The following is a 21,118-nucleotide window of genomic DNA, read 5'->3' as shown; positions in this document are numbered from 1 at the left end:
CGCCGTTGGAGGTTCCCTCGCGTGCGACGCGCCCCGGATGGTGGAAGTCGTCAACGCCTAGGCTGGCGGCGTGACCGACCCCACGAGCGCCTCCTTCCCCCTGAGCTCGGCCCACAGCCCGCGGCTCGTGCACGTGGCCGAGACCGGGTCGACGAACGCGGACCTGCTGGCCGACAGGTCGGCCCCGCACCTGGCGGTCCTCGCGACGACGTCCCAGACCGCAGGGCGGGGGCGCCTCGGCCGCACCTGGACCGCGCCTCCGGGCCGCACGCTCGCCGTGAGCGTCCTCGTCGAGCGCCGGGGGCTGCCCGTCGAGTCCCTGGGCTGGGTGCCCCTCGCCGCGGGCGTCGCGATGCGCGCCTCCCTCGCGGCCGTCGTCCGGACGGGCGAGGTCGGCCTGAAGTGGCCGAACGACGTCCAGGTGGACGGCCTCAAGGTGTGCGGGATCCTCGCGCAGGCCCGTGACGACGCGTCGGCCGTCGTGGTCGGCGCCGGCGTCAACCTCGCGCTGACCCGGGACGAGCTGCCGACGACGGTCTCCACCTCGTTGTCGCTGCACGGGGCCGAGGGGACGACGGAGGCGCTGGCCGACCAGGTCCTGTCGGCGTGGCTCCCCGACTTCGTCGCGCTCGTCGACCAGCTCGCGTCCGCGGGGGGCGACGCGGAGGCCAGCGGGCTGCGTGCCCGGGTGCTCGCCGACTGCACGACGCTCGGCCGCCAGGTGCGTGTCGAGCTGCCCTCGGGCGACGTCCTCACCGGCACGGCGTCGTCGATCGACCACGCAGGTCGTCTCGTCGTCGGGTCGCCGACCGGGGGTGAGGCCGTCGTGTCCTCCGGCGACGTCACCCACCTGCGGTATGAATGACTCCGTGAGCACGGCCGAGCAGCAGCCCCGAGAAGAGGTCGTCGCGCGCCTGCACCCGCACTCCCGGGTGCTGTTCTGGCCGTCGGTGGCGCTCGTCGCGGTGTGCGCGGCGGGCGGGTACTTCGGCAGCTGGTTCGAGCTCGAGTGGCAGAACTGGGTCGTGCGTGCGGCTGCCGTGCTGCTGGGGGTGCTGCTGTGGCTCGTCCCCGTCCTCGTCTGGCTCGGTCGCCGCTACGTCATCACGACGAGGCGCATCGTCCTGCGTCGGGGGCTCTTCGTCCGGTCGCGCCAGGAACTCCTGCACAGCCGCGGCTACGACCTCACCGTGCGCAAGAACGCCGTGCAGAGCCTCTTCCGCAGCGGGGACGTGCTCGTGAACACGGGGCTCGACCGCCCGGTCGTGCTCTGGGACGTGCCCGGGGCCGACCTGGTCCAGGCGACCCTGCACGACCTGATGGAGGCGGACGCGACCCTCGTCGCGCAGCGCCGCCGACTCGACCAGTCCACCCCGGGCGCGTGGCCGCGCCCGGCGGAGTAGGAGCGACATCCCCATGCAGATCTCCGTCATCGGTTGTGGTTACCTCGGTGCCGTGCACGCGGCGTGCATGGCCGAGCTGGGGCACGAGGTGGTCGGCGTCGACGTCGACCACGCTCGGGTCGCCCGGCTCTCCGCCGGCGACGCGCCCTTCTTCGAGCCCGGCCTCCCCGAGGTGCTCGCCCGCGCGGTCGCGAGCGGTCGGCTCCGCTTCACCACCGACATGTCCGAGGTCGCCGACGCGAGCGTGCACTTCGTCGCGGTGGGCACGCCCCAGGCCCACGGCAGCCAGGCGGCGGACATGACCTACGTCGACGCCGCCGTCGACGCCCTCGTGCCCTGGCTGTCCGAGGGGGCGCTGGTCGTGGGCAAGTCGACCGTCCCGGTCGGCACGGCCGCCCGCCTGGCCGAGAAGGTGCACGCGGGCGCGCCCGGCGCCGACCTCGCCTGGAACCCCGAGTTCCTCCGCGAGGGCTTCGCCGTGAAGGACACGCTGACGCCCGACCGCTTCGTGTACGGGGTCCCCGCGGGGCCGGCCGGCGAGCTCGCCGCAGCCCGGCTCGACGCGGTCTACGCCACCGCCCTCGCGGCGGGGACCCCCCGGATCGTCACCGACTACGCCACGTCCGAGCTCGTCAAGGTCTCGGCCAACGCATTCCTCGCCACCAAGATCTCGTTCATCAACGCGATGGCCGAGATCGCCGAGGCGACGGGCGCCGACGTGACGCAGCTCGCCGACGCCATCGGGCACGACGCCCGCATCGGGCGGAGGTTCCTCAACGCCGGGCTCGGCTTCGGGGGCGGCTGCCTCCCGAAGGACATCCGGGCGTTCCAGGCCCGGGCCGACGAGCTCGGGCTCGAGTCGCTGGCGTTCCTCGCCGACGTCGACGCGGTCAACCTCCGCAGACGTGCGAGGGTCGTCGACCTCGCGGCAGAGCTCGTCGGGGACGTGGACGGCGCCCGCGTCGCGGTGCTCGGCGTCGCGTTCAAGCCCGACAGCGACGACGTCCGCGACTCGCCCGCGCTCGACGTGGCCCGAGCGCTGCACGGCCGCGGTGCGGCCGTGCGCGTCTACGACCCCGAGGCGAACACGACGGCCGCCCGTCTCGCGCCCGAGCTCGGGTACGCGGCCGACGCGGACACGGCCCTCCGCGACGCCGACGTCGTCCTCGTGCTCACGGAGTGGACCGAGTTCCGGAACCTCGACCCGTCCCGCGTGGGCGACCTCGTGGCCGCTCGGCGCATCGTCGACGCGCGCAACGTGCTCGACCTCGCGGCGTGGCGCGCCGAGGGCTTCGAGGCGCGTGGGCTCGGTCGCCCCTGACCAGGTCCGTCCGGGCGTGCAGGAGCGTCGTGGCGGGGCCGCGACCGGGTGCGCGACGCCGATAGCATCGTGGGCATGGCATCCACGAAGCAGACCGCCGTCCTCGCCGTGGCGGCAGGCCTGGTCCTCGTCCTGAGCGGCTGCACGGGCTCGGACGCACCGGCCCCGACCAGCTCGGCGACCGCCACGGGCGGAGCATCGTCCTCACCGGGCGGGACCGAGCCCGCCGACGAGCCGTCGAGCGCGGCTCCCGTGCCGACGGCCGGTGCCGACGCGTGGACGGACGAGACCGCCTACGAGGCGTGCGTCGCAGAGGCCGACGACGAGCTCGAGCCCGGCTACACGTGGGCCGCCCGCTCGACCCAGACTCTCGTGGCGGTCGACGGCGGGGTGTCGATAGACGTCGCGGGGATCTTCACGGGCGGCGACGTCGGCGTGGCCAACGTGACCTTCCGCTGCCAGCTGACCGGCGACCGCTCGTCGCCCCAGGTCGCCGGCGAGATCGTCCGCTGACCCCACGCCCTCACGAGGAGACGACATGACCTACCGCATCGGCGTCATCGGAGGCGGCCAGCTCGCCCGCATGATGGTCCCGCCCGCCGTCCACCTGGGGATCGACATCTCGGTGCTGGCCGAGGCCGAGGGCAGCTCTGCTCGGCTCGCCGCCACGCAGGTGGGGGACTACCGCGACGTGCAGACCGTGCTGGAGTTCGCGAGGGGCGTCGACGCCGTGACCTTCGACCACGAGCACGTCCCGCAGCCCGTGCTCCGGGCTCTGGTCGATGCCGGCGTCGAGGTCCACCCGAGCCCCGAGGCGCTCTTCGTCGCCCAGGACAAGATCGTCATGCGCGAGCGCCTCACGGCGCTCGGGCTGCCGGTCCCCGCGTGGGCGGCCGTCCGTGGTCGCGACGACCTGGCCGCGTTCCTCGCCGAGCACGGCGGGCGCGCGGTCGTGAAGACGCCGCGCGGCGGCTACGACGGCAAGGGCGTCCGGGTCGTGCGCGCGGCCGACGACGCGGACGACTGGTTCGCGTCGCTGGACGCGACGGGCGCCTCCGACGCCCTGCTCGTGGAGGAGCTCGTCGAGTTCCGACGAGAGCTCGCGCAGCTGGTCGCGCGTCGGCCCTCCGGCGAGATCGTCGCGTGGCCCCTCGTCGAGACGGTGCAGCGCGACGGCGTGTGCGCCGAGGTCACGGCCCCTGCCCCCGACGCCGACGACGCCCTGTCGGACGAGGCGCGGCGGATCGCCACCGTCGTCGCCGAGGAGGTCGGCGTCACGGGCGTCCTGGCCGTCGAGCTCTTCGAGACGGCCGACGGCCGCCTCCTGGTCAACGAGCTCGCGATGCGACCGCACAACACCGGGCACTGGAGCATCGACGGCGCCGTCACCGGCCAGTTCGAGCAGCACCTCCGGGCCGTGCTCGACCTGCCCCTCGGGGACACGACCCCGCACCGTGCCTGGAGCGTCATGGTCAATGTGCTCGGCGGCCCTGCGCAGGGCACGATGGCCGACCGGCTCCCCGCCCTGATGGCGGACCAGCCGGGGGCGAAGGTGCACGACTACGGCAAGGAGCCCCGTCCCGGCCGCAAGGTCGGGCACGTCACGACCACGGGGCCGGACCTCGAGGACGCCCGGGGGAGGGCGCGCGCCGCTGTCCGTTTCTTCGGGGACTGACGGCTATCCTCTCCCTCGTGCCTGACCAGACGACCGAGCCCGAGACCGCCCCGACGCCCGAGCGAGCGCCCACGGTGGCCATCGTCATGGGCTCGGACAGCGACTGGCCCACGATGCAGAGCGCCGCCGCGATCCTCACCGAGTTCGGCATCGGCCATGAGGTCGAGGTCGTCTCCGCGCACCGGACGCCCGAGAAGATGATCCGCTTCGGCCAGCAGGCGGCCGGCCGTGGCATCCGCGTGGTCATCGCGGGCGCAGGAGGCGCGGCGCACCTCCCGGGGATGCTCGCGTCGGTCACGACCCTCCCGGTCATCGGCGTGCCGGTGGCCCTCGCCAAGCTCGATGGCCTCGACTCCCTCCTCTCGATCGTCCAGATGCCCGCGGGCATCCCCGTGGCCACCGTGTCGATCGGCGGGGCCGCCAACGCCGGCCTGCTCGCCGCCCGCATCCTCGGCTCCGGCGATCCCGTCCTGTCGGCGCGGCTCTCCGACTACGCGACGAGCCTGGGCGAGCTCGTCGAGGAGAAGAACGCCGCCCTGCAGCGATCGCTGTGAGCGCCGCCTCCCTGCCCGTCCGGCACCCCGACGTCACGTCCCCCTCGTTCATGACGAGGCGGGCGTGGACCCTCGTGCTGCTCAACGTCCTCATCCCCGGCTCCGCCCAGGTGCTCGCGGGCAGCCGTCGGCTCGGTCGGTGGGGCCTGGCCTCGACGCTCGTGTCGTGGGCGGCGGTGCTGGTCACCGTGGGCCTCGCGCTGTTCTGGAACACGCCCCTCCTCGAGGTCGCGACGAACGTCGTCGCCCTGACCGTCGTCCAGGTGTTCCTCGTGTACTACGCGGTCCTCTGGGTCGTCCTCACGCTCGACACGCTCAGGCTCGTGAGGATCATCCGGACGGCGCCCACGGCGCGCGGGTTCATCGCCGGCGTCATGGCGCTCCTGCTCGTCGCGACGGTGGGTCCGGTCGCCTGGGGTGCCTACCTGACCAGCGTCCAGCACGGCCTGCTGAACTCGCTCTTCACCTCGCAGGCCGCCGCGGCCGACCCCGTGGACGGGCGGTACAACATCCTGCTGCTCGGCGGCGACGCCGGAGCCGACCGCACCGGGCTCCGGCCCGACAGCATCTCGGTGGCGAGCATCGACGCCGAGACGGGCGCGACGACGATCGTGGGCATCCCGCGGAACCTCTACAACGCCCCGTTCTCCGAGGGGTCGCCGCTCTGGGGCGAGTTCCCCGACGGCTACAGCTGCGGGGACGACTGCCTGATCAGCTACCTCTACACCTACGGCGAGGAACACCCCGAGCTCTACCCCGACGCCGAGTCGAAGGGCAGCAACCCCGGCATCGAGGCCATGCGGGACGCCGTCCAGGGCGTCACCGGCCTGACGCTCCAGTACTACGTGCTGATCGACATGCAGGGCTTCGTCGACCTGATCGACGCCCTCGGCGGGATCTCGGTGAACAACACCGAGGGGCGCCTGCCGATCAACGGCGGCGTCGACGCGGCCGGCAACCCGATCAACGTCGACGGGTGGATCGAGCCGGGGGAGCAGGTCCTCGACGGCTACCACGCCCTCTGGTACGCGCGTGCCCGCCACGGCTCGGACGACTACCACCGGATGGCCCGACAGCGCGAGGTGCAGCAGGCGCTGCTCTCGCAGTTCCAGCCGGCCACCGTGCTGTCCAAGTTCCAGTCGGTCGCGTCGGCGGGGGTGCAGACCGTCGACACGGACATCCCGCAGGCCGCTCTCGGCGCGTTCGGCCAGCTGGCCCTGAAGGCCAAGGAGCAGCAGATCAGCGACCTCGAGATCGTCCCGCCGACCTACTCGAACGTCTACCCCGACTACGACGTCATCCGCGCGGACGTGGCGACGGCGACGGCCCCGGCCGCACCGGCCGGCTAGGCGCGCCTGGCGGACAGCGCCTGGCTGACAGTGCCGGGCCGGTGGCGGTCGGCCGGGTCGCCTCGGTCAGAGGTCGGCGTGCAGCTGCCACACCTTGTCGGCCGAGTCGCGCCAGCTGAACGCCCGAGCTCGGTCGAGCCCGGCGATGCCGAGGCGTGAGGCGAGCTCGAGATCAGTGACGACCTGGAAGATCGCCTGGGCGAGGCGTTCCGGGTAGCGATCTGCGTCCTCGCGGGGCACGACGACGGCGCCGTCGGCGGCCACCTCGACGAGCGCGGGTGCGTCGGAGACGATGGTGGGTGTGCCGAGGCTCAGCGCCTCGACCACGGGGAGCCCGAAGCCCTCGGCGAGGCTGGGGAAGACGAAGGCGGACGCGCGTTGGAGGAGGACGGCCAGCTGGGCGTCGGAGACGAAGCCGAGGGTGCGGACGCGGTCGGGCGCCAGGCCGACCTCGGCGACGACGTCCGCCACGCGGACGTCGCCCCAGCCCTCGGGGCCGACGACGAGCAGGGGGACGTCGGGGGCGTCGGGATGAGCCATGGCCCGGATGAGGGGGTCGAGTCCCTTGCGGGGCTCGATCGTCCCCACGCTGAGCACGTAGGCGTCGGGCAGGTCGAGCCCGTCCGCGACGGAGTCGGCGTCGGCGGGGACGCGGAGGTCGTCGCTCACGGCCCCGCCGACGACGCGGACGCGGTCGCCGAAGGGGAAGAGCTCGAGCAGCTCGCTCGCGACGGCGTGCGTCGGCACGACGACGGCGTCCGCGTGCCGGAACGCCCGCTTGGTCATGGCCTTGTGCCACCGCACCCCTCGAGGGGTCAGCGTCTCCGGGTGCGTCCAGGGGACCGTGTCGTGGATGGTGACGACGGTCTGGTTGCCGGGGGCGAGGCCCCGGTCGTGGCGCCCGAGGGGAGCCAGGAGGCTGGTCGCGTGCACCATGCCCCGCCCCGGGAGGCCTGCGACGCCGGCCTGCCAGGCGAGGGACAGCTCACGACGGCCCAGCGGCGACTTGGCCAGCCCGCTGAGCCCCGGCACGAGGTCGGTGAGCCGGTCGTACTCGGCCTGGGGGTGTGCCGCGACGACCCCCTGGACGTCGCAGCCACGAGGTGCGGTCAGGACCAGCGCCCGGGACAGCTCGCTCGTGTAGCGGCCGATGCCGCCGGGGACGGGCGCGAGGATCTGGTCCATGACGACCCTGAGGGTCGTCATCGTCCGGCGGCAGGTGAGTCGGAGGCAGTGTCGTCGACGAGCACGCCCTCGGCGGAGGCCTCGGCCAGGGCTTCCTGCCACGGTCGCATCGGGCTGAGCCCGGCCCGGGCCCAGGCGTCGTGCCCGAGCACGCTGAACGCCGGGCGTGCGGCGGGCCGGACGAAGGCCGAGCTGTCCGTCGGCAGGACCCGCTCGGGGTCGAGGCCCGCGAGCCGGAACGTCTCCTGGGCGAAGCCCTGCCAGCTCGTCGAGCCGGAGTTCGTGCCGTGGTAGATCCCGGCCGGGGCGTCCGAGTCCACGAGGGCGACGATCTGGCGTGCCAGGTCCATCGTCCAGGTGGGCTGCCCGACCTGGTCCGAGACGACCGAGAGGGTGTCCCGGGTCGCGGCGAAGCCGAGCATGGTCTTGGGGAAGTTGGCGCCGTGCCGGCCGTAGAGCCACGCCGTCCGCACGACGTACGTGCCGTCCGGGTGCGCCGCGAGGGCCGCCTCCTCGCCGACGGCCTTGGTGCGGCCGTAGGCGTTGAGCGGGTCGCGCGGCTCGTCCTCGGCGTACGGCTGCGTGGCGTCGCCCGCGAAGACGTAGTCGGTCGAGACCGTGACGAAGGCCGCGCCGACGGAGGCGGCTGCCTCGGCCAGCAGGCCGACCGCGGTCCCGTTGACGGCGAGCGCCGCCTCCTCGTCGGTCTCGGCGGCGTCGACGGCGGTGTACGCGGCGGCGTTGATCACGACGTCGTGGCCCTGGACGGCCGCGAACACGGCGTCACGGTTTGTCACGTCGAGGTCGGCACGGCCGAGCAGGGTCACGTCACGGCCGAAGAGGACCTCGACCAGGTCGGAACCGAGCATGCCGCGCGCACCGGTGACGAGGTACTTCGCTGGGGAGGCGGGGCTCATGCGAGGGCCGCGCGCTCCTTGAGGGGCTCCCACCACTGCCGGTTGTCGCGGTACCACTGCACGACGTCGGCGAGGCCCTGGGCGAACGGCACCTGGGGCTCGTAGCCGAGCTCGGACCGAATCTTCGAGATGTCGACCGAGTAGCGGAGGTCGTGGCCGAGGCGGTCCTGCACGCGGTCGACGTACGACCAGTCCTTGCCGGTGGCCTCGAGGAGCATCTCGGTCAGCTCCTTGTTGGTGAGCTCGGTGCCGCCGCCGATGTTGTAGATCTCGCCGGCGCGGCCGCCGACGAGGACCATCGCGATGCCCCGGGTGTGGTCGTCGACGTGCAGCCAGTCGCGGATGTTGTTCCCCTCGCCGTAGAGAGGGACGTGCACGTCGTCGATGAGGTTCGTGACGAAGAGGGGGATGACCTTCTCGGGGAAGTGGTACGGGCCGTAGTTGTTGCTGCAGCGCGTGATCGAGATGTTCAGGCCGTGCGTGCGGTGGTAGCTGCGGGCGAGCAGGTCGCTGCCGGCCTTCGACGCGGAGTAGGGGGAGTTCGGCTCGAGCGGGCGGTCCTCGGCCCACGAGCCCTCGGCGATCGAGCCGTATACCTCGTCGGTCGAGACGTGGACGAAGCGCTGCAGGTCGTTCCGCAGCGCGGCGTCGAGCAGCTGCTGCGTGCCCAGGACGTTCGTCTCGACGAAGATCGACGCGTCGCGGACGGAGCGGTCGACGTGCGACTCGGCGGCGAAGTGGACGACGGCGTCGACCTCGGGGAAGAGGGTGTCGAGCAGGGCCCCGTCGCGGATGTCGCCCTGGACGAAGCGGTAGCGCGGCGAGTCGGCCACGCTCGCCAGGTTCTCGGGGTTGCCCGAGTAGGTGAGGGCGTCGAGCACGACCACCTCGGCGCCCTCGAGCCCCGGGTACGCGTCTTCGAGGGTGCGGCGGACGAAGTTGGAGCCGATGAAGCCGGCTCCGCCGGTGACGAGGATTTTCACGCTTGATTCCTTGTGTTGTCGGTCGCGGACGGTCGATCGAGTGTATCGGACCGCCCGGTCGACGTCGGCGGGCGCGCGGGCCGCCGGCCGGAGCGCCAGCCGGGCGCTCGGGTTCCTCGGCCGGGAGCTCCCTGTCCCCCGACAGCGGGGTAGACCGCGGGGGGTCTCCCGTGGGAACGTCGTCGCATGCGTCCTGACGTACCCCTCGTTCCGTCCAGAGCGCCCGAGAACCGATCGTTCGACCGACGTCGCCTCCTGTCGTACGCTGGGGCGAGCCTCGCCCTGGCCGGCGCCTCGAGCCTCGTCCGGTCCGACTCGGCCCGGGCGGCCGTCCAGCTCGGCGAGACGTCGTCGTCCGTCACCGACGTCGCGCAGGCGCTGGCCGCCGCGGCCGCCAACGCCTGGGGCGGCCAGCAGAACGGTCGCATCCCCGCCTCCCTGCTGACCCCGGTGCAGGCCTCCGTCGCCGGGTCGGGCTACCTCCGTGACGACGCGGCGCGCCAGTACCTGTCGATGAGCCTCGCCTTCACGGCCGCGATCGGCCGGCCGTTGGTGATCACCGAGGGCTATCGCAGCTACGACCGCCAGGTCGCCTACTGGAACGCGTACCAGGCCGGCACGGGCAACCTCGCGGCGTACCCGGGCACCTCCAACCACGGCTGGGGCATCTCGTGCGACTTCGGCTCCGGGGTCGAGAGCGCGACCTCGGCCGCCAAGCGCTGGATGGACGCCAACGCGCCGGGCTACGGCTGGAGCCCCACGGGCAACGGGTTCTCGCGTCCCGAGCCGTGGCACTTCGACTACACGGGCGCCTGGGCCGGCGCCGGCGGCCCGGTGCAGGGCGACAGCGGACTCATGGTGCTCCGGTGCTCCGAGAACCTCGAGGGCGTGGGGACCATCTACACGGCGCTCCTCGGCATGCGATCGCTGCGGCATCTCCTGACCATCAACCAGATCAACGCCCTCCGCGTGGTGGGCGTCCCCTACTACGAGGTGCCTCGCTCGCAGTTCCTGCTGCTCTGCGACGCCTTGTCCGTCCCCAGGTCGGCCATCTCGGTCGACTCGAACTACTGGCGCCGATGAGCGTCCAGGGAGGAACCTGCCGATGATCGTTCTGCACTGCAGCGACGCGCTGCCCGGAGTCGGCTACGGCTACGTCTGCGTCGTCGGTCCCCGGATGCTCAAGCACGTGCTGACGGAGTCGACCGTGGTCGCCCTGCGCACGGTGAACCTGGCCCCGCGCACCGTGACGGGCGCCGCGTTCCTCGACATCCTGACGGCCCTCGGGATCCCGCACACCGAGGTCAAGTCCGGCGCGGACTGGTCCGGCCGCTGACGCGGCGGGGCCCCGGCGCCGCCGTCGTGCCGTCCCGCGGGGCTCCGGCGTCACGTGGCCCCTTTGCTAGGCTGCCCGGGTGCAGATCCGCGAACTGAAGATCCCTGACAGCTACGAGGTCACGCCGAAGCAGTTCGGCGACGACCGCGGCGTGTTCCTCGAGTGGTACCGATTCGACAAGCTGGCCGAGGCCGTCGGGCACCCGATCGACCTCCGACAGGCGAACACGTCGGTCTCGAGGCGAGGGGTGGTGCGCGGCATCCACTTCGCCGACGTCCCCCGCGGGCAGGCCAAGTACGTGACGGCGACGCACGGTGCCGTTCTCGACTACGTCATCGACATCCGCGTGGGGTCTCCCACCTTCGGCCAGTGGGACTCCGTGCTGCTCGACGACGTCGACCGACGCGCGATCTACCTCGCCGAGGGCCTCGGGCACGCGTTCGTGGCCCTCACGGACGACGCCACGGTGAGCTACCTCGTGACCGACACGTTCAACGCCGGGCGCGAGCACGGGATCGATCCCCTCGACCCCGAGATCGGCCTGGTCTTCCCCCCTGAGGCAGGCGAGCCGCTGCTGTCCCCGAAGGACACCGACGCCCCCGGGCTGAGCGAGGCGGCGACGGCCGGCCTGCTCCCCACCTGGGACGACATGCGCGCGTTCTACGCGACCCTCGACACGAAGGAGAGCTGACATGAAGGGCATCATCCTCGCCGGCGGCTCCGGCACGCGCCTGTGGCCCATCACCAAGGGCATCTCCAAGCAGCTCATGCCCATCTACGACAAGCCGATGGTCTACTACCCCTTGTCGACCCTGATGATGGCCGGCATCCGCGAGGTCCTCGTCATCACCACGCCCGAGTACAACGACCAGTTCCGGGCGCTGCTCGGCGACGGGTCGCAGCTCGGCATGGAGATCCAGTACGCCGTCCAGCCGTCCCCCGACGGGCTGGCCCAGGCCTTCGTCATCGGCGAGGACTTCATCGGCGACGACAGCGTCGCCCTCGTCCTCGGGGACAACATCTTCCACGGCGTCGGCCTCGGGTCGAACCTCAAGAAGAACGCCGCGGTCGACGGTGCGACGATCTTCGCGTACCACGTCAGCGACCCGAAGGCGTACGGGGTGGTCGAGTTCGACGAGTCCTTCCGTGCCGTCTCCATCGAGGAGAAGCCCGCGGCGCCGAAGAGCAACTACGCGGTGCCGGGCCTCTACTTCTACGACAACGAGGTCGTGCGCATCGCCAAGACCATCGAGCCGAGCCCCCGCGGGGAGCTCGAGATCAGCACGGTGAACGAGCGCTACCTCGAGGCGGGGAACCTCCAGGTCCAGGTGCTCGACCGGGGCACGGCGTGGCTCGACACGGGCACCTTCGAGTCGATGATGCAGGCTTCCGAGTACGTCCGCGTCATCGAGGACCGACAGGGCCATAAGATCGGCTGCATCGAGGAGATCGCCTGGCGGAACGGCTGGATCGACGACGGGCACCTCGCCGAGCTCGCGGCGCCCCTGGCGAAGAGCGGCTACGGCGTGTACCTGCAGAAGCTCCTCGCCTCGAGCTGAGGCACGTCGCGATCGTCCGTGATCCGGGCCGGCACCCCACGGGTGCCGGCCCGGACTGCGTCAGGCGCGGGTGACCCACCACGCGCGGGTGCGGAGGCCGGCCCGGAGGACGCCGCGCAGCGGGGCGGCCCACCAAGCCGAGTACCGGCGCGAGAGGTACAGGTACGCGCTCTCGTGGTGCACGCGTTCCATGACGGTGCTGTTCTGCTCGGTGCTGTGCGCACCCGTGTGCGTGACCACCGCCGACGGGACGTAGACGTTGTCCCAGCCGGCCTGGCCGAGTCGGGCACCGAGGTCGACGTCCTCGAAGTACATGAAGTAGGCGTGGTCGAAGCCGCCGACGGAGAGGTACGCGTCCCGGCGCACGAGGAAACACGCGCCCGACAGCCAGCCGGCCGTCCGCTCGCGGTCGGTGTCCCTCTCCGCCTTGTACGACACGGACCACGGGTTGGCCGGCCAGAGGCGTCCCAGCAGGGCGTGCCCCACGCCTGTCCGGAGCGAGGGGAGCGCACGCGCCGACGGGTACGTGTCGCCCGCGGCGTCGAGGATGCGAGGGCCCAGGGAGCCGGCCCCCGGCCGCCTGTCCGCGCCGTCCACGAGGGCGTCGAGGGCGGAGGGCGAGAGAACGACGTCCGGGTTCGACACCAGGACGAGGTCGACGTCGTCGGCGAGACGGCTCATCGCGGCGTCGATGCCCGAGCCGTAGCCGTCGTTCTCACGGCGGGCCACGAAGACGGCCCCGTGCTCGGTCGCGATCGCCGCCTCCTCCGAGGGGTCCCGCGAGTCGTTGTCGGCGACGACGACGTCGACCCGGCGCAGCCTCGTCGTCGACGCTGCGTCGACGCTCTCGAGGAACGACCGGAGGGTCTCGCCGGAGTTGTGGGTCACCGTCACGATGCCCAGCACGTGGCTCACGAGGCCGCCTCGTAGGCGTCCACGTGGGCGGCCGCCGTCGCCTCCCACGTGAAGAGCGCGGCACGCCTCGGACCCGCCTCGCGGAGCTCGGCCCGGCGGGCGTCGTCGTCCAGGAGCCGTGCCAGGGCGGCGCGGAGCGACTCGACGTCGGGCTCGGCGTACTCGACGGCGTCCCCGCCGACCTCGGGCAGGGCCGACCGGTCGGTGGTCAGCACCACCGCGCCGGAGGCCATGGCCTCGAGGACGGGGAGGCCGAAGCCCTCGGCCGAGCTGGGGTAGGCCAGGACCTCCGCCCCGCCCAGGAGGGCAGGGAGGGCCGAGAAGTCGAGGTAGCCCACCTCGTGGACCCCCTCGTCGACGCCGAGCTCGTCGAGCAGGCGCGCTGCGTCCGCGTCCCACCCGCGGGCGCCGGCCACCACGATGTCGGGGACGCGCTCGGGTCCCCGGTCGAGGCGCAGCTGCTGATGGGCTCTGAGGAGCGCTCCCACGTTCTTGCGCGGCTCGACGGTGCCGAGGAACGCCAGGTACGGCTGCCCGGGGCGGAGGCCGACGAGATCCCGGACCGCGGCGACGTCCGCGGCCGACGGCGGGGCGAATGCGGAGCGGTCGACGCCGTGGTGCGCCACGACGACGTCGGCCCGCTTCGCCCCGACGTGTCGTCCGAGCTCAGCGCGCGTGGCGTCGCTCGGCACGACGCAGACGAGCCGCCGTGCCAGGGCGACGCGGATCCAGGTGGAGAAGAAGACCCTCTTGAGGCGTCCGTGGGAGCCGGGATCGCTGAAGAACGTCGCGTCGTGGACCGTGACGACGCCGTGCCTCGAGAGGAGGGGGAACGTGTAATGGGGCGAGTGCAGGACACGGGCGCCGAGGCGACGGCGCAGGCGCACGAGACCGGTCTGTTCCCAGAGGAAGCGCAGGGGCCGCCGGTCGACGAACCGGGGAGCCACGACGACGTCTGCGCCCGGCGCGAGGGCGCGGAAGTGGGCCGCGTGCTCGGCGCGCACGACGAGGGAGAACGACGAGCCCCCGCGCTGCAGGCCGCCGACGAGCCCCTCGAGGTACCTCCCCACGCCGCCCAGCTCGGAGGGGACAGCCGTCCCGTCGATCAGGACCGACACGGTCTTCGACAAATGGAACCCCTCACGCAGACTCGGCAGCCGCCAGCATATCCGAGCCGCCGAAGCACTAAGGTCGGTCCGGTGACCGCTCCGCATCCCGACCTGCCGCGCATCCTCATCGTCATCGGCGAGCCCGTCTCCGAGAGGCTCGCCGGCCCCGCCATCCGGGCGTGGGAGATCGCCACGATCCTCCACGCCGAGGGGCACGCCGTGACGATCGCCTCGCTGCGCGACGTGTCGCGCCGGGCGGACGACTTCGAGGTCGTCGAGTTCGGCCCCGAGAACGCGGAGGCGCTCGTCGACGCCTCCGACGTCGTCCTGTTCCAGGGCGGCTTCTACGCGAGCATGCCGTGGCTGCGCGACAAGCCCCAGGTCCAGGTCATGGATCTCTACGACCCGTTCCACCTCGAGTTCCTGCACCGTCAGCACGGCATGGCAGCGGACGAGGTCGACAGGGTCTTCGCCGAGCTCACGACCGAGCTCAACGCCCAGCTGTCCCGTGCCGACCTGGTGCTCTGCGCGAGCGACCGTCAGCGCGACCTGTGGATCGGGCAGCTCGCAGCCCTCGGCCGCGTCAGGCCCCCCCGCGCCGGCTCCGACCCCGCGGTCATCGACGAGCTGGTCCGCATCGTCCCGTTCGGGGTGCCCGACGCCCCCTTCGCCCCTGCGCGACGAGCCGTGCGGGGCATCGTCCCCGGCATCGAGGCCGACGACTTCGTGCTCATCTGGGGCGGGGGCATCTACGACTGGTTCGACCCGCTGACCCTCATCCGCGCCGTCGACCGCGCTCGCGCCGACGTGCCCCACCTGCGGCTCTTCTTCATGGCGAAGGTGCACCCGAACGCGGGCATCGACGGCCACGCGGTGCCCGACCAGGCCGTGGCGCTCGCCAAGGAGCTCGGCATCTACGGGACGCACGTCGTCTTCAACGAGGAATGGGTCGCCTACGACGACCGGGCGGCCTACCTGGCGGACGCCGACCTCGGGGTCACGACGCACAACGCGGGCCTGGAGACCCGGTTCAGCTTCCGGACGCGCAACCTCGACTACGTCTGGGCGGGCCTGCCCCTCATCACGACCGAGGGCGACGTCTTCGAGGACCTCATCCTGCGCCACGGCTTCGGCACGACCGTGCCCGTGGGCGACGTCGACGCCCTGGCCACGGCCATCGTCGCCGCGGCCGGCGACTCCGAGCTGCGGGCCCGCTGGTCGCGGGCGGCGCGCGAGCTCGCGGCCACGATGACCTGGCGCACCAACCTCGCGCCCCTCGTAGAGTTCTGCCGCGATCCTCGCCGTGCAGCCGTCGCCCCCTGGAACCTCGTCACCGCCCCGCCTGCCGTCCTGCCGCGCACCCGACTGGACGACGTCAGGACGGCCGCCCGGCTCCTCAGGACCGGGGGACCGGCTCTCGTCGTCGAGCGCCTGCAGGACCGGCGGCGGCGGAGTGCCCTCGCGCGGGTCGCGGTGGGCGACTCGGACGCGTCTCTCGACGGCTGAGCGCCGACCGCCCGCTCCGCCTCGTCAGGATCGGGGGAGGGCCTCCGCGACCTCACGACGTGACACGGTGGCCCGTGCGTCGACCTGGCGTCGTTCTCGCAGGGTCCGTGGCGCGGCGCGCACGAACTGCCGCACTGCCTTCGCGCGCCAGAGGACCTCGCGGCGACGAGCGGGGGAGCGGAGGCTCGCCGGGGCGTCGGCGAGGAGGCGCAGCAGCGTCCTGACGACAGCACGCGCCGCCATGGGCCAGGGCCCGTGGCGAAGGGCGACGATCATCCTGTTCCGCGCGTTGGCGACGACGAAGAGCTCCGTGTCGACCCCCGACGACGATGCGTGGCGGTGCAGCGCGACCGCGTCCTCGGCGTAGACGACCGTCCAGCCACGTCGACGCAGCTTCCAGCTGAGGTCGGTGTCCTCGTAGTACATGAACAAGCTCTCGTCGAGGCCTCCGCTGTCGCGCACGGCGTCGACGCGCAGGGCGCACGCGCCTCCGCAGAAGCCGAAGACCTCGGGAGGCGAGGAGACGGGATGGGGTCGTAGCCAGTCCCGGTCGGCACCGTTGCCTGCCCGGTCGACGACGTTCCCCGTCGAGTTGGTGAGCCGGCGGCCCTCCTGGGGCTCGGCGAGCAGCAGCCGCGCCGTCGAGGCGCCTGCCAGGCCGTCTCGCTCGAGGGGACGGAGGAGCTCCGCGATGAAGCCGGGAGCGGCGACCGCGTCGTTGTTGAGCAGGACCACGACGTCGGCCACGGTGTCCCGCAGGGCAGCGCCCACGCCGGCCGCGAAGCCGCGGTTCGTGTCGAGGGGGACGAGCCGCGCCCACGGAGCGCCGCGCGCGATGAGGTCGACGGAGTCGTCGCCCGACCCGTTGTCGACGACCGTGACCCGGGCGCCGAGCCCGTAGGCCTCCTCGCGGACCGACTCTAGGCAGGCGAGGGTCAGGTCGGGACGCCGCCAGTTGACGACGACGACCTCGGCGCTGAGCGGACGCTCACCTGGTCCCACGGTCTCAGAAGGTCAGCTCGGCCGACGCCCCGACAGGACCGTAGGTCTTGACCGGCGACTTGACCGTGAAGGTGGCGCCGTCGGTGAGCCTGTGCAGTTCCTGGCCCCCGGTGCCGAAGACAGCGCTGGTGACCCGGTACTCGCCGCTGCCGAGATGCGCATCGGACAGGGTGAACCGCACGGTGCGGCGCCCCTCGAGCTCGGGGACCGTCACCGGGAGGACGCTGGAGTGCGTCCCCACGACGACCTGACCGAACGGGTTGTCGACGTGCACGCCGATGCCCCAGTCGGTGAGACGCGTCTTGGCGTCGACGGTGACGTCGATCTCGAGCGGCTTGTCCGCCTCGACGACGATCTGGTCGCCGGTGTCGCGGCCGGAGACCGTGATGGACTCCACCCGGGCGATCTGGAAGTCGGTGACCTCGACGTGGTCCGCGACGATGCGTTCCTCGGCGGCGTCGGTGGCCGTCTTGAACCCGGAGCGGAGCACGCTGACCGCGTCGGTGGGGTCGCCGTCGAAGACGACCGAGCCCCGCGCCAGCACCAGGGCGCGGGAACAGAGGTCGGTGATCTGGTTGAGGGTGTGCGTCACGAGGACGATCGTGCGCCCCTCGGCCTGGAACGACGCGATCTTGTCCAGGCATTTCTTCTGGAACGCCTCGTCACCGACGGCGAGCACCTCGTCGACGAGCAGGAGGTCAGGGTCGACGTGCACCGCGACCGCGAAGGCGAGCCGCACGTACATGCCGCTCGAGTAGAACTTCACCTGCGTGTCGATGAACTCCTCGATGCCGGAGAACTCGACGATGTCGTCGAAGTAGAGGTCGGTCTGACGACGGCTCAGCCCGAGGATCGAGGCGTTGAGGTAGACGTTCTCCCGGCCGGTGAGGTCGCTGTGGAACCCGGCACCGAGCTCGAGCAGCGCCGCCATCCGCCCACGGCGGACGACGGAGCCCGTCGTCGGCTGGATGATGCCGCCGATGGCCTTGAGCAGCGTCGACTTGCCCGAGCCGTTCGGACCGATGAGGCCGATGGTCGAGCCGGCGTCGATCTCGAGGTCGATGTTGCGGAGGGCCCAGAAGTCCTCGCGGTGGACCTTGCCGCGGCCGAGGCTGACCAGTCGTTCCTTCACGCTCTTGTCCTTGTGCAGGACGAAGCGCTTGGACACGTCGGAGACCTGGACGATCGGGACGGGGGACGCGAGGGTGGGGATCATCAAAGCTCCTGAGCGAAGTTGCCCTGCAACCTCGAGAAGATGCGCTGCGAGACGAACAGCAGGACGAGGCCCACGAGGCCGGCGACGACCATGCGGGTGAAGAGCGCGTCGGGCGCGGTGCCCGGGGTGCCCGCCGACCAGAAGGCCTCCTGGAAGCCGATGACCGACAGCGTCACCGGGTTGTTCAGGTAGACCTGCACCAACCAGCCGGGGAGGTGGTTCTGCACCTGGGTCCAGGAGTAGACGATGGGCGATCCCCACATGACGAGCATCAGGATCACCTCGACGAGGTACTGGATGTCGCGGAGGAACACGTTGAGGGCTCCGAGCAGGAGCCCGAGCGCGACGGCGTAGACGAGCACGAGCACGAGGCCGGCCACGCCGTAGAGGAGGTGGGGCCCGAGGCGGAGGGAGCCGGTCACCACGGCGGCGATCAACAGGATGACGAACTGGATGCCGAAGTTGAAGAGCGACGAGCCGACGCTCGACAGGGTGAAGACCTCACGCGGGAGGTACACCTTCTTGACGAGGCCGGCGTTGGCGACGATCGAGGCCGTGCCCGCGCCCACGATCTCGGAGAAGACCGTGTAGACCGTGAGGCCGGCGAAGATGTAGATGGCGAAGTTGGGGATGTTCCGCGCCGCCCCGAGGAACTGCCCCAGCACGACGTAGTAGATGAACAACTGCGTCAGGGGACGGGCCAGGCTCCAGAGGAACCCGAGGGTGCTGTCCTTGTAGCGGGCCTTGAGCTCGCGCTTGGTCAGCATCCCGAGCAGCTCCCGGTGGCCCCAGATGTCACGCACCGAGGCGGCGAAGCCGCTCAGGAAGGTGCCGGTCGACCCGGCGTCCTGCCACTCGGTGCGGTCGAGACGGGCGAGGCGCTCTGCAGCGATGTTGTCGGCTTCAGCCATGGATGTGCGGCCTCCAGCCGATACGGGGATTCAGGTCCTGGCGAACCACCCATGGACAATACAATAGACAACTTCGGCGAACGGAAAGGACCAGGCTCATCGTCAGGATTCCGACGTGGGCTGGCGCCAAGCGCCGCCTGATGAGGGGACGCATCACCCTCGGCCAGAAGCTGCTGCGCGACGGCGCGGCGGCAGTGAACGCGCACCGGACGCCCTCCGACTTCCGCTCCTTCGTCTCGCGGCGGGCGACGACCCGCTTCGTGGGGTTCCCCGAGTCGTGGCGCGACGCGGAGCGTCCGTCGCCGGACGGCCGTCCCGCCGTCGTCGTGGTCGTGCACGTCTTCTACGCCGACCTCCTCCCCGGCATCCTCGCGGAGCTGCGTCACGTCCCCGAGTCCTTCGACCTCGTCGTGACGGTCACCGAGGGCGTCGAGGTCGACGTCGCCGCAGCGCTCCGCGAGCTCGGCCTCGACCTGCTCCGCGAGACCGTCGTCCTCCGCGTCGAGAACCGGGGTCGCGACATCCTCCCCCTCGTGTCGGTCGTCAACGCAGGGCTCCTCGACGGCTACGACGCCGTGCTGAAGGTCCACACGAAGCGCTCGGCATGGCGCGCCGACCACGAGCAGCTCGCGGGCTCCGGAGGGGCCTGGCGCGACGAGCTCGTGGGCGCCGTGCTCCCGTCCCGCGAGGGCGCGGCCCGCGTGCTCCGCGCGTTGCGGACCACGCGGGCCGGCCTCGTGACGAGCGGCGCGTCGATCGTCGGAGCCGAGCACTGGGGCGCGGACCGTGAGCTCGTCGTCGACCTCCTGCGTCGACTCGAGCTCGACGACCTGGTCATCGACCTGAGGTTCCCTGCCGGCTCGATCTGGTGGGGCGACGCCTTCGTCGTGCGGGGGCTCCGTGCCCTGCGCCTCGAGCGGGACGACTTCCCCGACGAGGACGGGGCGGTGGACGGGACGACCGCGCACGCGGTCGAGCGCCTGCTCGGCATCCTGGCGATCGAGAGCGGCATGACGGTCTCGGCCGTGGACGAGCTCGAGGGCCTCGCCGTCGAGGAGACCCACGACGTCAGGGTCGTGCCGTTCTACCTCCCCCAGTTCCACACCTTCCCCGAGAACGACCGCTGGTGGGGCACGGGCTTCACGGAGTGGACGAACGTGTCGCGGGCCGTCCCGGACTACGAGGGCCACGCGCAGCCGATGCTCCCGGGGCAGCTCGGGTTCTACGACCTGCACCGTGACGAGGTCAGGAACGCCCAGCACGACCTCGCCCGTCGGGCCGGCGTCGCCGGCTTCATGTACTACCACTACTGGTTCGCCGGCGGTCGCCTGATGGACATGCCCCTCGAGCGCCTCGCCGCGAGCGACCTCGCCGAGGGCTTCTGCGTCATGTGGGCGAACGAGGACTGGACGCGCACCTGGGACGGCCGGGGCGACAGCGTGCTCATCGCGCAGGACTACGACGCCGTGCCCGCCGAGGACTTCATCGAGCACCTGCTGCCGTTGATGCGCGACGACCGGTGGCTCCGCATCGGGGGGTCTGCGGTGCTCGCCGTGTACCGACCTGCCCACCTGCCGGACCACCGCGCCGCCTTCGCCCACTGGCGGCGACGAGCAGAGGAGGCGGGAGTCGGCTCGCTGCACCTGCTCGGCGTGGACGTCGGGACCGTCTACGAGGGACTCGGCTCGGCCGACCTCGCGGGCTCGGGGCTCGACGGGCTCATGGGCTTCCCTCCCCACAACCACGAGTGGCACTGGCAGGAGCGGTCCGGGCTGGGCGTCCGTCCCGAGTTCGAGGGGCGCATCCTCAGCTACCGCGGCATGGCCGACGGTGCGGTGTCCCGGCTCCGGCTCCCTCAGGGCACGGGCGACGTCGTCCCGACCGTCATGGCGGGCTTCGACAACACCGCCCGACGCCAGCTCGCCCCCGACATCTGGTACGGGGCGAACCCGTTCACCTTCCGTCGGTGGCTCGCGGAGGCGGCAGAGTCGGTCACCAGGACGAACGCCGGTGATCCGGTCGTCTTCGTCAACGCCTGGAACGAATGGGCGGAGGGGGCGGTCCTCGAGCCCACGGACCGCTGGGGCTCGACCTACCTCGACGCCGTGGCGACGGTGACTCGGCCGCGTCGTTGACCGGCCGGCCCGGGAGCCCGCAGGCCCTCGGCTACTACACTC

At 72.0% G+C, this 21,118-nt stretch carries 21 protein-coding genes; 13 read left to right on the top strand and 8 right to left on the bottom strand.

Annotated features, from left to right (window positions below; genetic code table 11):
- Positions 1–70: 70 nt before the first annotated feature.
- From ITJ48_RS04710 to ITJ48_RS04680, 7 genes are all read left to right on the top strand, one after another.
- On the top strand, positions 71–865 hold the full coding sequence (locus tag ITJ48_RS04710; RefSeq protein WP_194612596.1) for a biotin--[acetyl-CoA-carboxylase] ligase: 795 nt from the start codon (positions 71–73) through the stop codon (positions 863–865).
- A gap of 4 nt (positions 866–869) precedes the next feature.
- On the top strand, positions 870–1,403 hold the full coding sequence (locus ITJ48_RS04705) for a PH domain-containing protein (RefSeq protein ID WP_370544779.1): 534 nt from the start codon (positions 870–872) through the stop codon (positions 1,401–1,403).
- Between the two features lie 13 nt (positions 1,404–1,416).
- Positions 1,417–2,724 carry a UDP-glucose/GDP-mannose dehydrogenase family protein gene (locus ITJ48_RS04700; protein WP_194612594.1) on the top strand — a complete coding sequence of 436 codons (1,308 nt, stop codon included), beginning with the start codon at positions 1,417–1,419 and terminating at the stop codon, positions 2,722–2,724.
- A gap of 75 nt (positions 2,725–2,799) precedes the next feature.
- Positions 2,800–3,237 (top strand): hypothetical protein, encoded by a 438-nt coding sequence (locus ITJ48_RS04695; RefSeq protein ID WP_194612593.1) that lies wholly within the window; start codon positions 2,800–2,802, stop codon positions 3,235–3,237.
- Between the two features lie 25 nt (positions 3,238–3,262).
- Positions 3,263–4,399: a 5-(carboxyamino)imidazole ribonucleotide synthase gene (locus ITJ48_RS04690; protein ID WP_194612592.1), complete on the top strand. Its 1,137-nt coding sequence runs from the start codon at positions 3,263–3,265 to the stop codon at positions 4,397–4,399.
- Between the two features lie 86 nt (positions 4,400–4,485).
- Positions 4,486–4,953, top strand: coding sequence for a 5-(carboxyamino)imidazole ribonucleotide mutase (gene purE, locus ITJ48_RS04685; protein WP_194613343.1), 468 nt, complete (start codon positions 4,486–4,488; stop codon positions 4,951–4,953).
- Positions 4,950–6,302, top strand: a complete 1,353-nt coding sequence (locus ITJ48_RS04680) for an LCP family protein (RefSeq protein ID WP_370544778.1) — start codon at positions 4,950–4,952, stop codon at positions 6,300–6,302. Before purE ends, ITJ48_RS04680 begins: the two co-directional genes overlap by 4 nt.
- 66 nt (positions 6,303–6,368) lie before the next feature.
- Here the strand turns inward: ITJ48_RS04680 and ITJ48_RS04675 are convergent, their stop codons facing one another.
- Genes ITJ48_RS04675 through rfbB form a run of 3 tightly spaced genes read right to left on the bottom strand, consistent with a single transcriptional unit; the run spans position 6,369 to position 9,387 of the window.
- Positions 6,369–7,487 (bottom strand): glycosyltransferase family 1 protein, encoded by a 1,119-nt coding sequence (locus ITJ48_RS04675; protein WP_228506201.1) that lies wholly within the window; start codon positions 7,485–7,487, stop codon positions 6,369–6,371.
- A 17-nt stretch (positions 7,488–7,504) separates the two neighbouring features.
- Positions 7,505–8,404: a dTDP-4-dehydrorhamnose reductase gene (rfbD, locus tag ITJ48_RS04670; RefSeq protein ID WP_194612590.1), complete on the bottom strand. Its 900-nt coding sequence runs from the start codon at positions 8,402–8,404 to the stop codon at positions 7,505–7,507.
- The gene (gene rfbB, locus ITJ48_RS04665; protein WP_194612589.1) at positions 8,401–9,387 is read right to left on the bottom strand and encodes a dTDP-glucose 4,6-dehydratase; all 987 of its coding nucleotides are present in this window, start codon (positions 9,385–9,387) and stop codon (positions 8,401–8,403) included. The genes rfbD and rfbB overlap by 4 nt, the downstream gene beginning before the upstream one ends.
- A 186-nt stretch (positions 9,388–9,573) precedes the next feature.
- Between rfbB and ITJ48_RS04660 the strand changes: the two genes are divergently transcribed.
- From ITJ48_RS04660 to rfbA, 4 genes are all read left to right on the top strand, one after another.
- Complete coding sequence (locus tag ITJ48_RS04660) at positions 9,574–10,470, top strand: D-alanyl-D-alanine carboxypeptidase family protein (RefSeq protein ID WP_194612588.1); 897 nt, start codon at positions 9,574–9,576, stop codon at positions 10,468–10,470.
- 22 nt (positions 10,471–10,492) lie between these two features.
- On the top strand, positions 10,493–10,723 hold the full coding sequence (locus ITJ48_RS04655) for a hypothetical protein (RefSeq protein ID WP_194612587.1): 231 nt from the start codon (positions 10,493–10,495) through the stop codon (positions 10,721–10,723).
- A gap of 79 nt (positions 10,724–10,802) precedes the next feature.
- The gene (locus ITJ48_RS04650; RefSeq protein WP_194612586.1) at positions 10,803–11,414 is read left to right on the top strand and encodes a dTDP-4-dehydrorhamnose 3,5-epimerase; all 612 of its coding nucleotides are present in this window, start codon (positions 10,803–10,805) and stop codon (positions 11,412–11,414) included.
- Position 11,415: 1 nt separating this feature from the next.
- Positions 11,416–12,282, top strand: coding sequence for a glucose-1-phosphate thymidylyltransferase RfbA (gene rfbA / locus ITJ48_RS04645; RefSeq protein ID WP_194612585.1), 867 nt, complete (start codon positions 11,416–11,418; stop codon positions 12,280–12,282).
- Between the two features lie 60 nt (positions 12,283–12,342).
- Here rfbA and ITJ48_RS04640 read toward each other — a convergent pair whose 3' ends face one another.
- On the bottom strand, positions 12,343–13,197 hold the full coding sequence (locus ITJ48_RS04640) for a glycosyltransferase family 2 protein (RefSeq protein WP_194612584.1): 855 nt from the start codon (positions 13,195–13,197) through the stop codon (positions 12,343–12,345).
- Positions 13,194–14,327 (bottom strand): glycosyltransferase family 1 protein, encoded by a 1,134-nt coding sequence (locus ITJ48_RS04635; RefSeq protein ID WP_228506200.1) that lies wholly within the window; start codon positions 14,325–14,327, stop codon positions 13,194–13,196. The genes ITJ48_RS04640 and ITJ48_RS04635 overlap by 4 nt, the downstream gene beginning before the upstream one ends.
- A gap of 69 nt (positions 14,328–14,396) precedes the next feature.
- Between ITJ48_RS04635 and ITJ48_RS04630 the strand changes: the two genes are divergently transcribed.
- Entirely contained in the window at positions 14,397–15,812 is a 1,416-nt protein-coding gene (locus ITJ48_RS04630; protein WP_194612582.1) for a glycosyltransferase family 4 protein, read from the top strand.
- Between the two features lie 24 nt (positions 15,813–15,836).
- Here ITJ48_RS04630 and ITJ48_RS04625 read toward each other — a convergent pair whose 3' ends face one another.
- Genes ITJ48_RS04625 through ITJ48_RS04615 form a run of 3 tightly spaced genes read right to left on the bottom strand, consistent with a single transcriptional unit; the run spans position 15,837 to position 18,941 of the window.
- Positions 15,837–16,814 (bottom strand): glycosyltransferase family 2 protein, encoded by a 978-nt coding sequence (locus ITJ48_RS04625; protein ID WP_194612581.1) that lies wholly within the window; start codon positions 16,812–16,814, stop codon positions 15,837–15,839.
- Between the two features lie 4 nt (positions 16,815–16,818).
- Entirely contained in the window at positions 16,819–18,030 is a 1,212-nt protein-coding gene (locus ITJ48_RS04620) for an ABC transporter ATP-binding protein (RefSeq protein WP_194612580.1), read from the bottom strand.
- Positions 18,030–18,941: an ABC transporter permease gene (locus ITJ48_RS04615; protein WP_194612579.1), complete on the bottom strand. Its 912-nt coding sequence runs from the start codon at positions 18,939–18,941 to the stop codon at positions 18,030–18,032. The genes ITJ48_RS04620 and ITJ48_RS04615 overlap by 1 nt, the downstream gene beginning before the upstream one ends.
- Before the next feature lie 140 nt (positions 18,942–19,081).
- Between ITJ48_RS04615 and ITJ48_RS04610 the strand changes: the two genes are divergently transcribed.
- Complete coding sequence (locus ITJ48_RS04610) at positions 19,082–21,076, top strand: glycoside hydrolase family 99-like domain-containing protein (protein ID WP_194612578.1); 1,995 nt, start codon at positions 19,082–19,084, stop codon at positions 21,074–21,076.
- Positions 21,077–21,118 lie beyond the last annotated feature (42 nt).

The organism is Frigoribacterium sp. VKM Ac-2530 (assembly GCF_015350835.1).
Taxonomy (GTDB): Bacteria; Actinomycetota; Actinomycetes; order Actinomycetales; family Microbacteriaceae; genus Frigoribacterium.
This window is presented reverse-complemented; position numbering and strand designations above follow the sequence as displayed.

What these genes read in the sequence shown, in the direction of transcription:
- rfbD (WP_194612590.1), bottom strand. Translation starts at nt 8,404, where the DNA reads ATGAGCCCCGCCTCCCCAGCGAAGTACCTCGTCACCGGTGCGCGCGGC.
- ITJ48_RS04675 (WP_228506201.1), bottom strand. Translation starts at nt 7,487, where the DNA reads ATGGACCAGATCCTCGCGCCCGTCCCCGGCGGCATCGGCCGCTACACG.
- ITJ48_RS04700 (WP_194612594.1), top strand. Translation starts at nt 1,417, where the DNA reads ATGCAGATCTCCGTCATCGGTTGTGGTTACCTCGGTGCCGTGCACGCG.
- ITJ48_RS04620 (WP_194612580.1), bottom strand. Translation starts at nt 18,030, where the DNA reads ATGATCCCCACCCTCGCGTCCCCCGTCCCGATCGTCCAGGTCTCCGAC.
- ITJ48_RS04660 (WP_194612588.1), top strand. Translation starts at nt 9,574, where the DNA reads ATGCGTCCTGACGTACCCCTCGTTCCGTCCAGAGCGCCCGAGAACCGA.
- ITJ48_RS04695 (WP_194612593.1), top strand. Translation starts at nt 2,800, where the DNA reads ATGGCATCCACGAAGCAGACCGCCGTCCTCGCCGTGGCGGCAGGCCTG.
- purE (WP_194613343.1), top strand. Translation starts at nt 4,486, where the DNA reads ATGGGCTCGGACAGCGACTGGCCCACGATGCAGAGCGCCGCCGCGATC.
- ITJ48_RS04610 (WP_194612578.1), top strand. Translation starts at nt 19,082, where the DNA reads ATGAGGGGACGCATCACCCTCGGCCAGAAGCTGCTGCGCGACGGCGCG.
- ITJ48_RS04615 (WP_194612579.1), bottom strand. Translation starts at nt 18,941, where the DNA reads ATGGCTGAAGCCGACAACATCGCTGCAGAGCGCCTCGCCCGTCTCGAC.
- rfbA (WP_194612585.1), top strand. Translation starts at nt 11,416, where the DNA reads ATGAAGGGCATCATCCTCGCCGGCGGCTCCGGCACGCGCCTGTGGCCC.
- ITJ48_RS04655 (WP_194612587.1), top strand. Translation starts at nt 10,493, where the DNA reads ATGATCGTTCTGCACTGCAGCGACGCGCTGCCCGGAGTCGGCTACGGC.
- ITJ48_RS04690 (WP_194612592.1), top strand. Translation starts at nt 3,263, where the DNA reads ATGACCTACCGCATCGGCGTCATCGGAGGCGGCCAGCTCGCCCGCATG.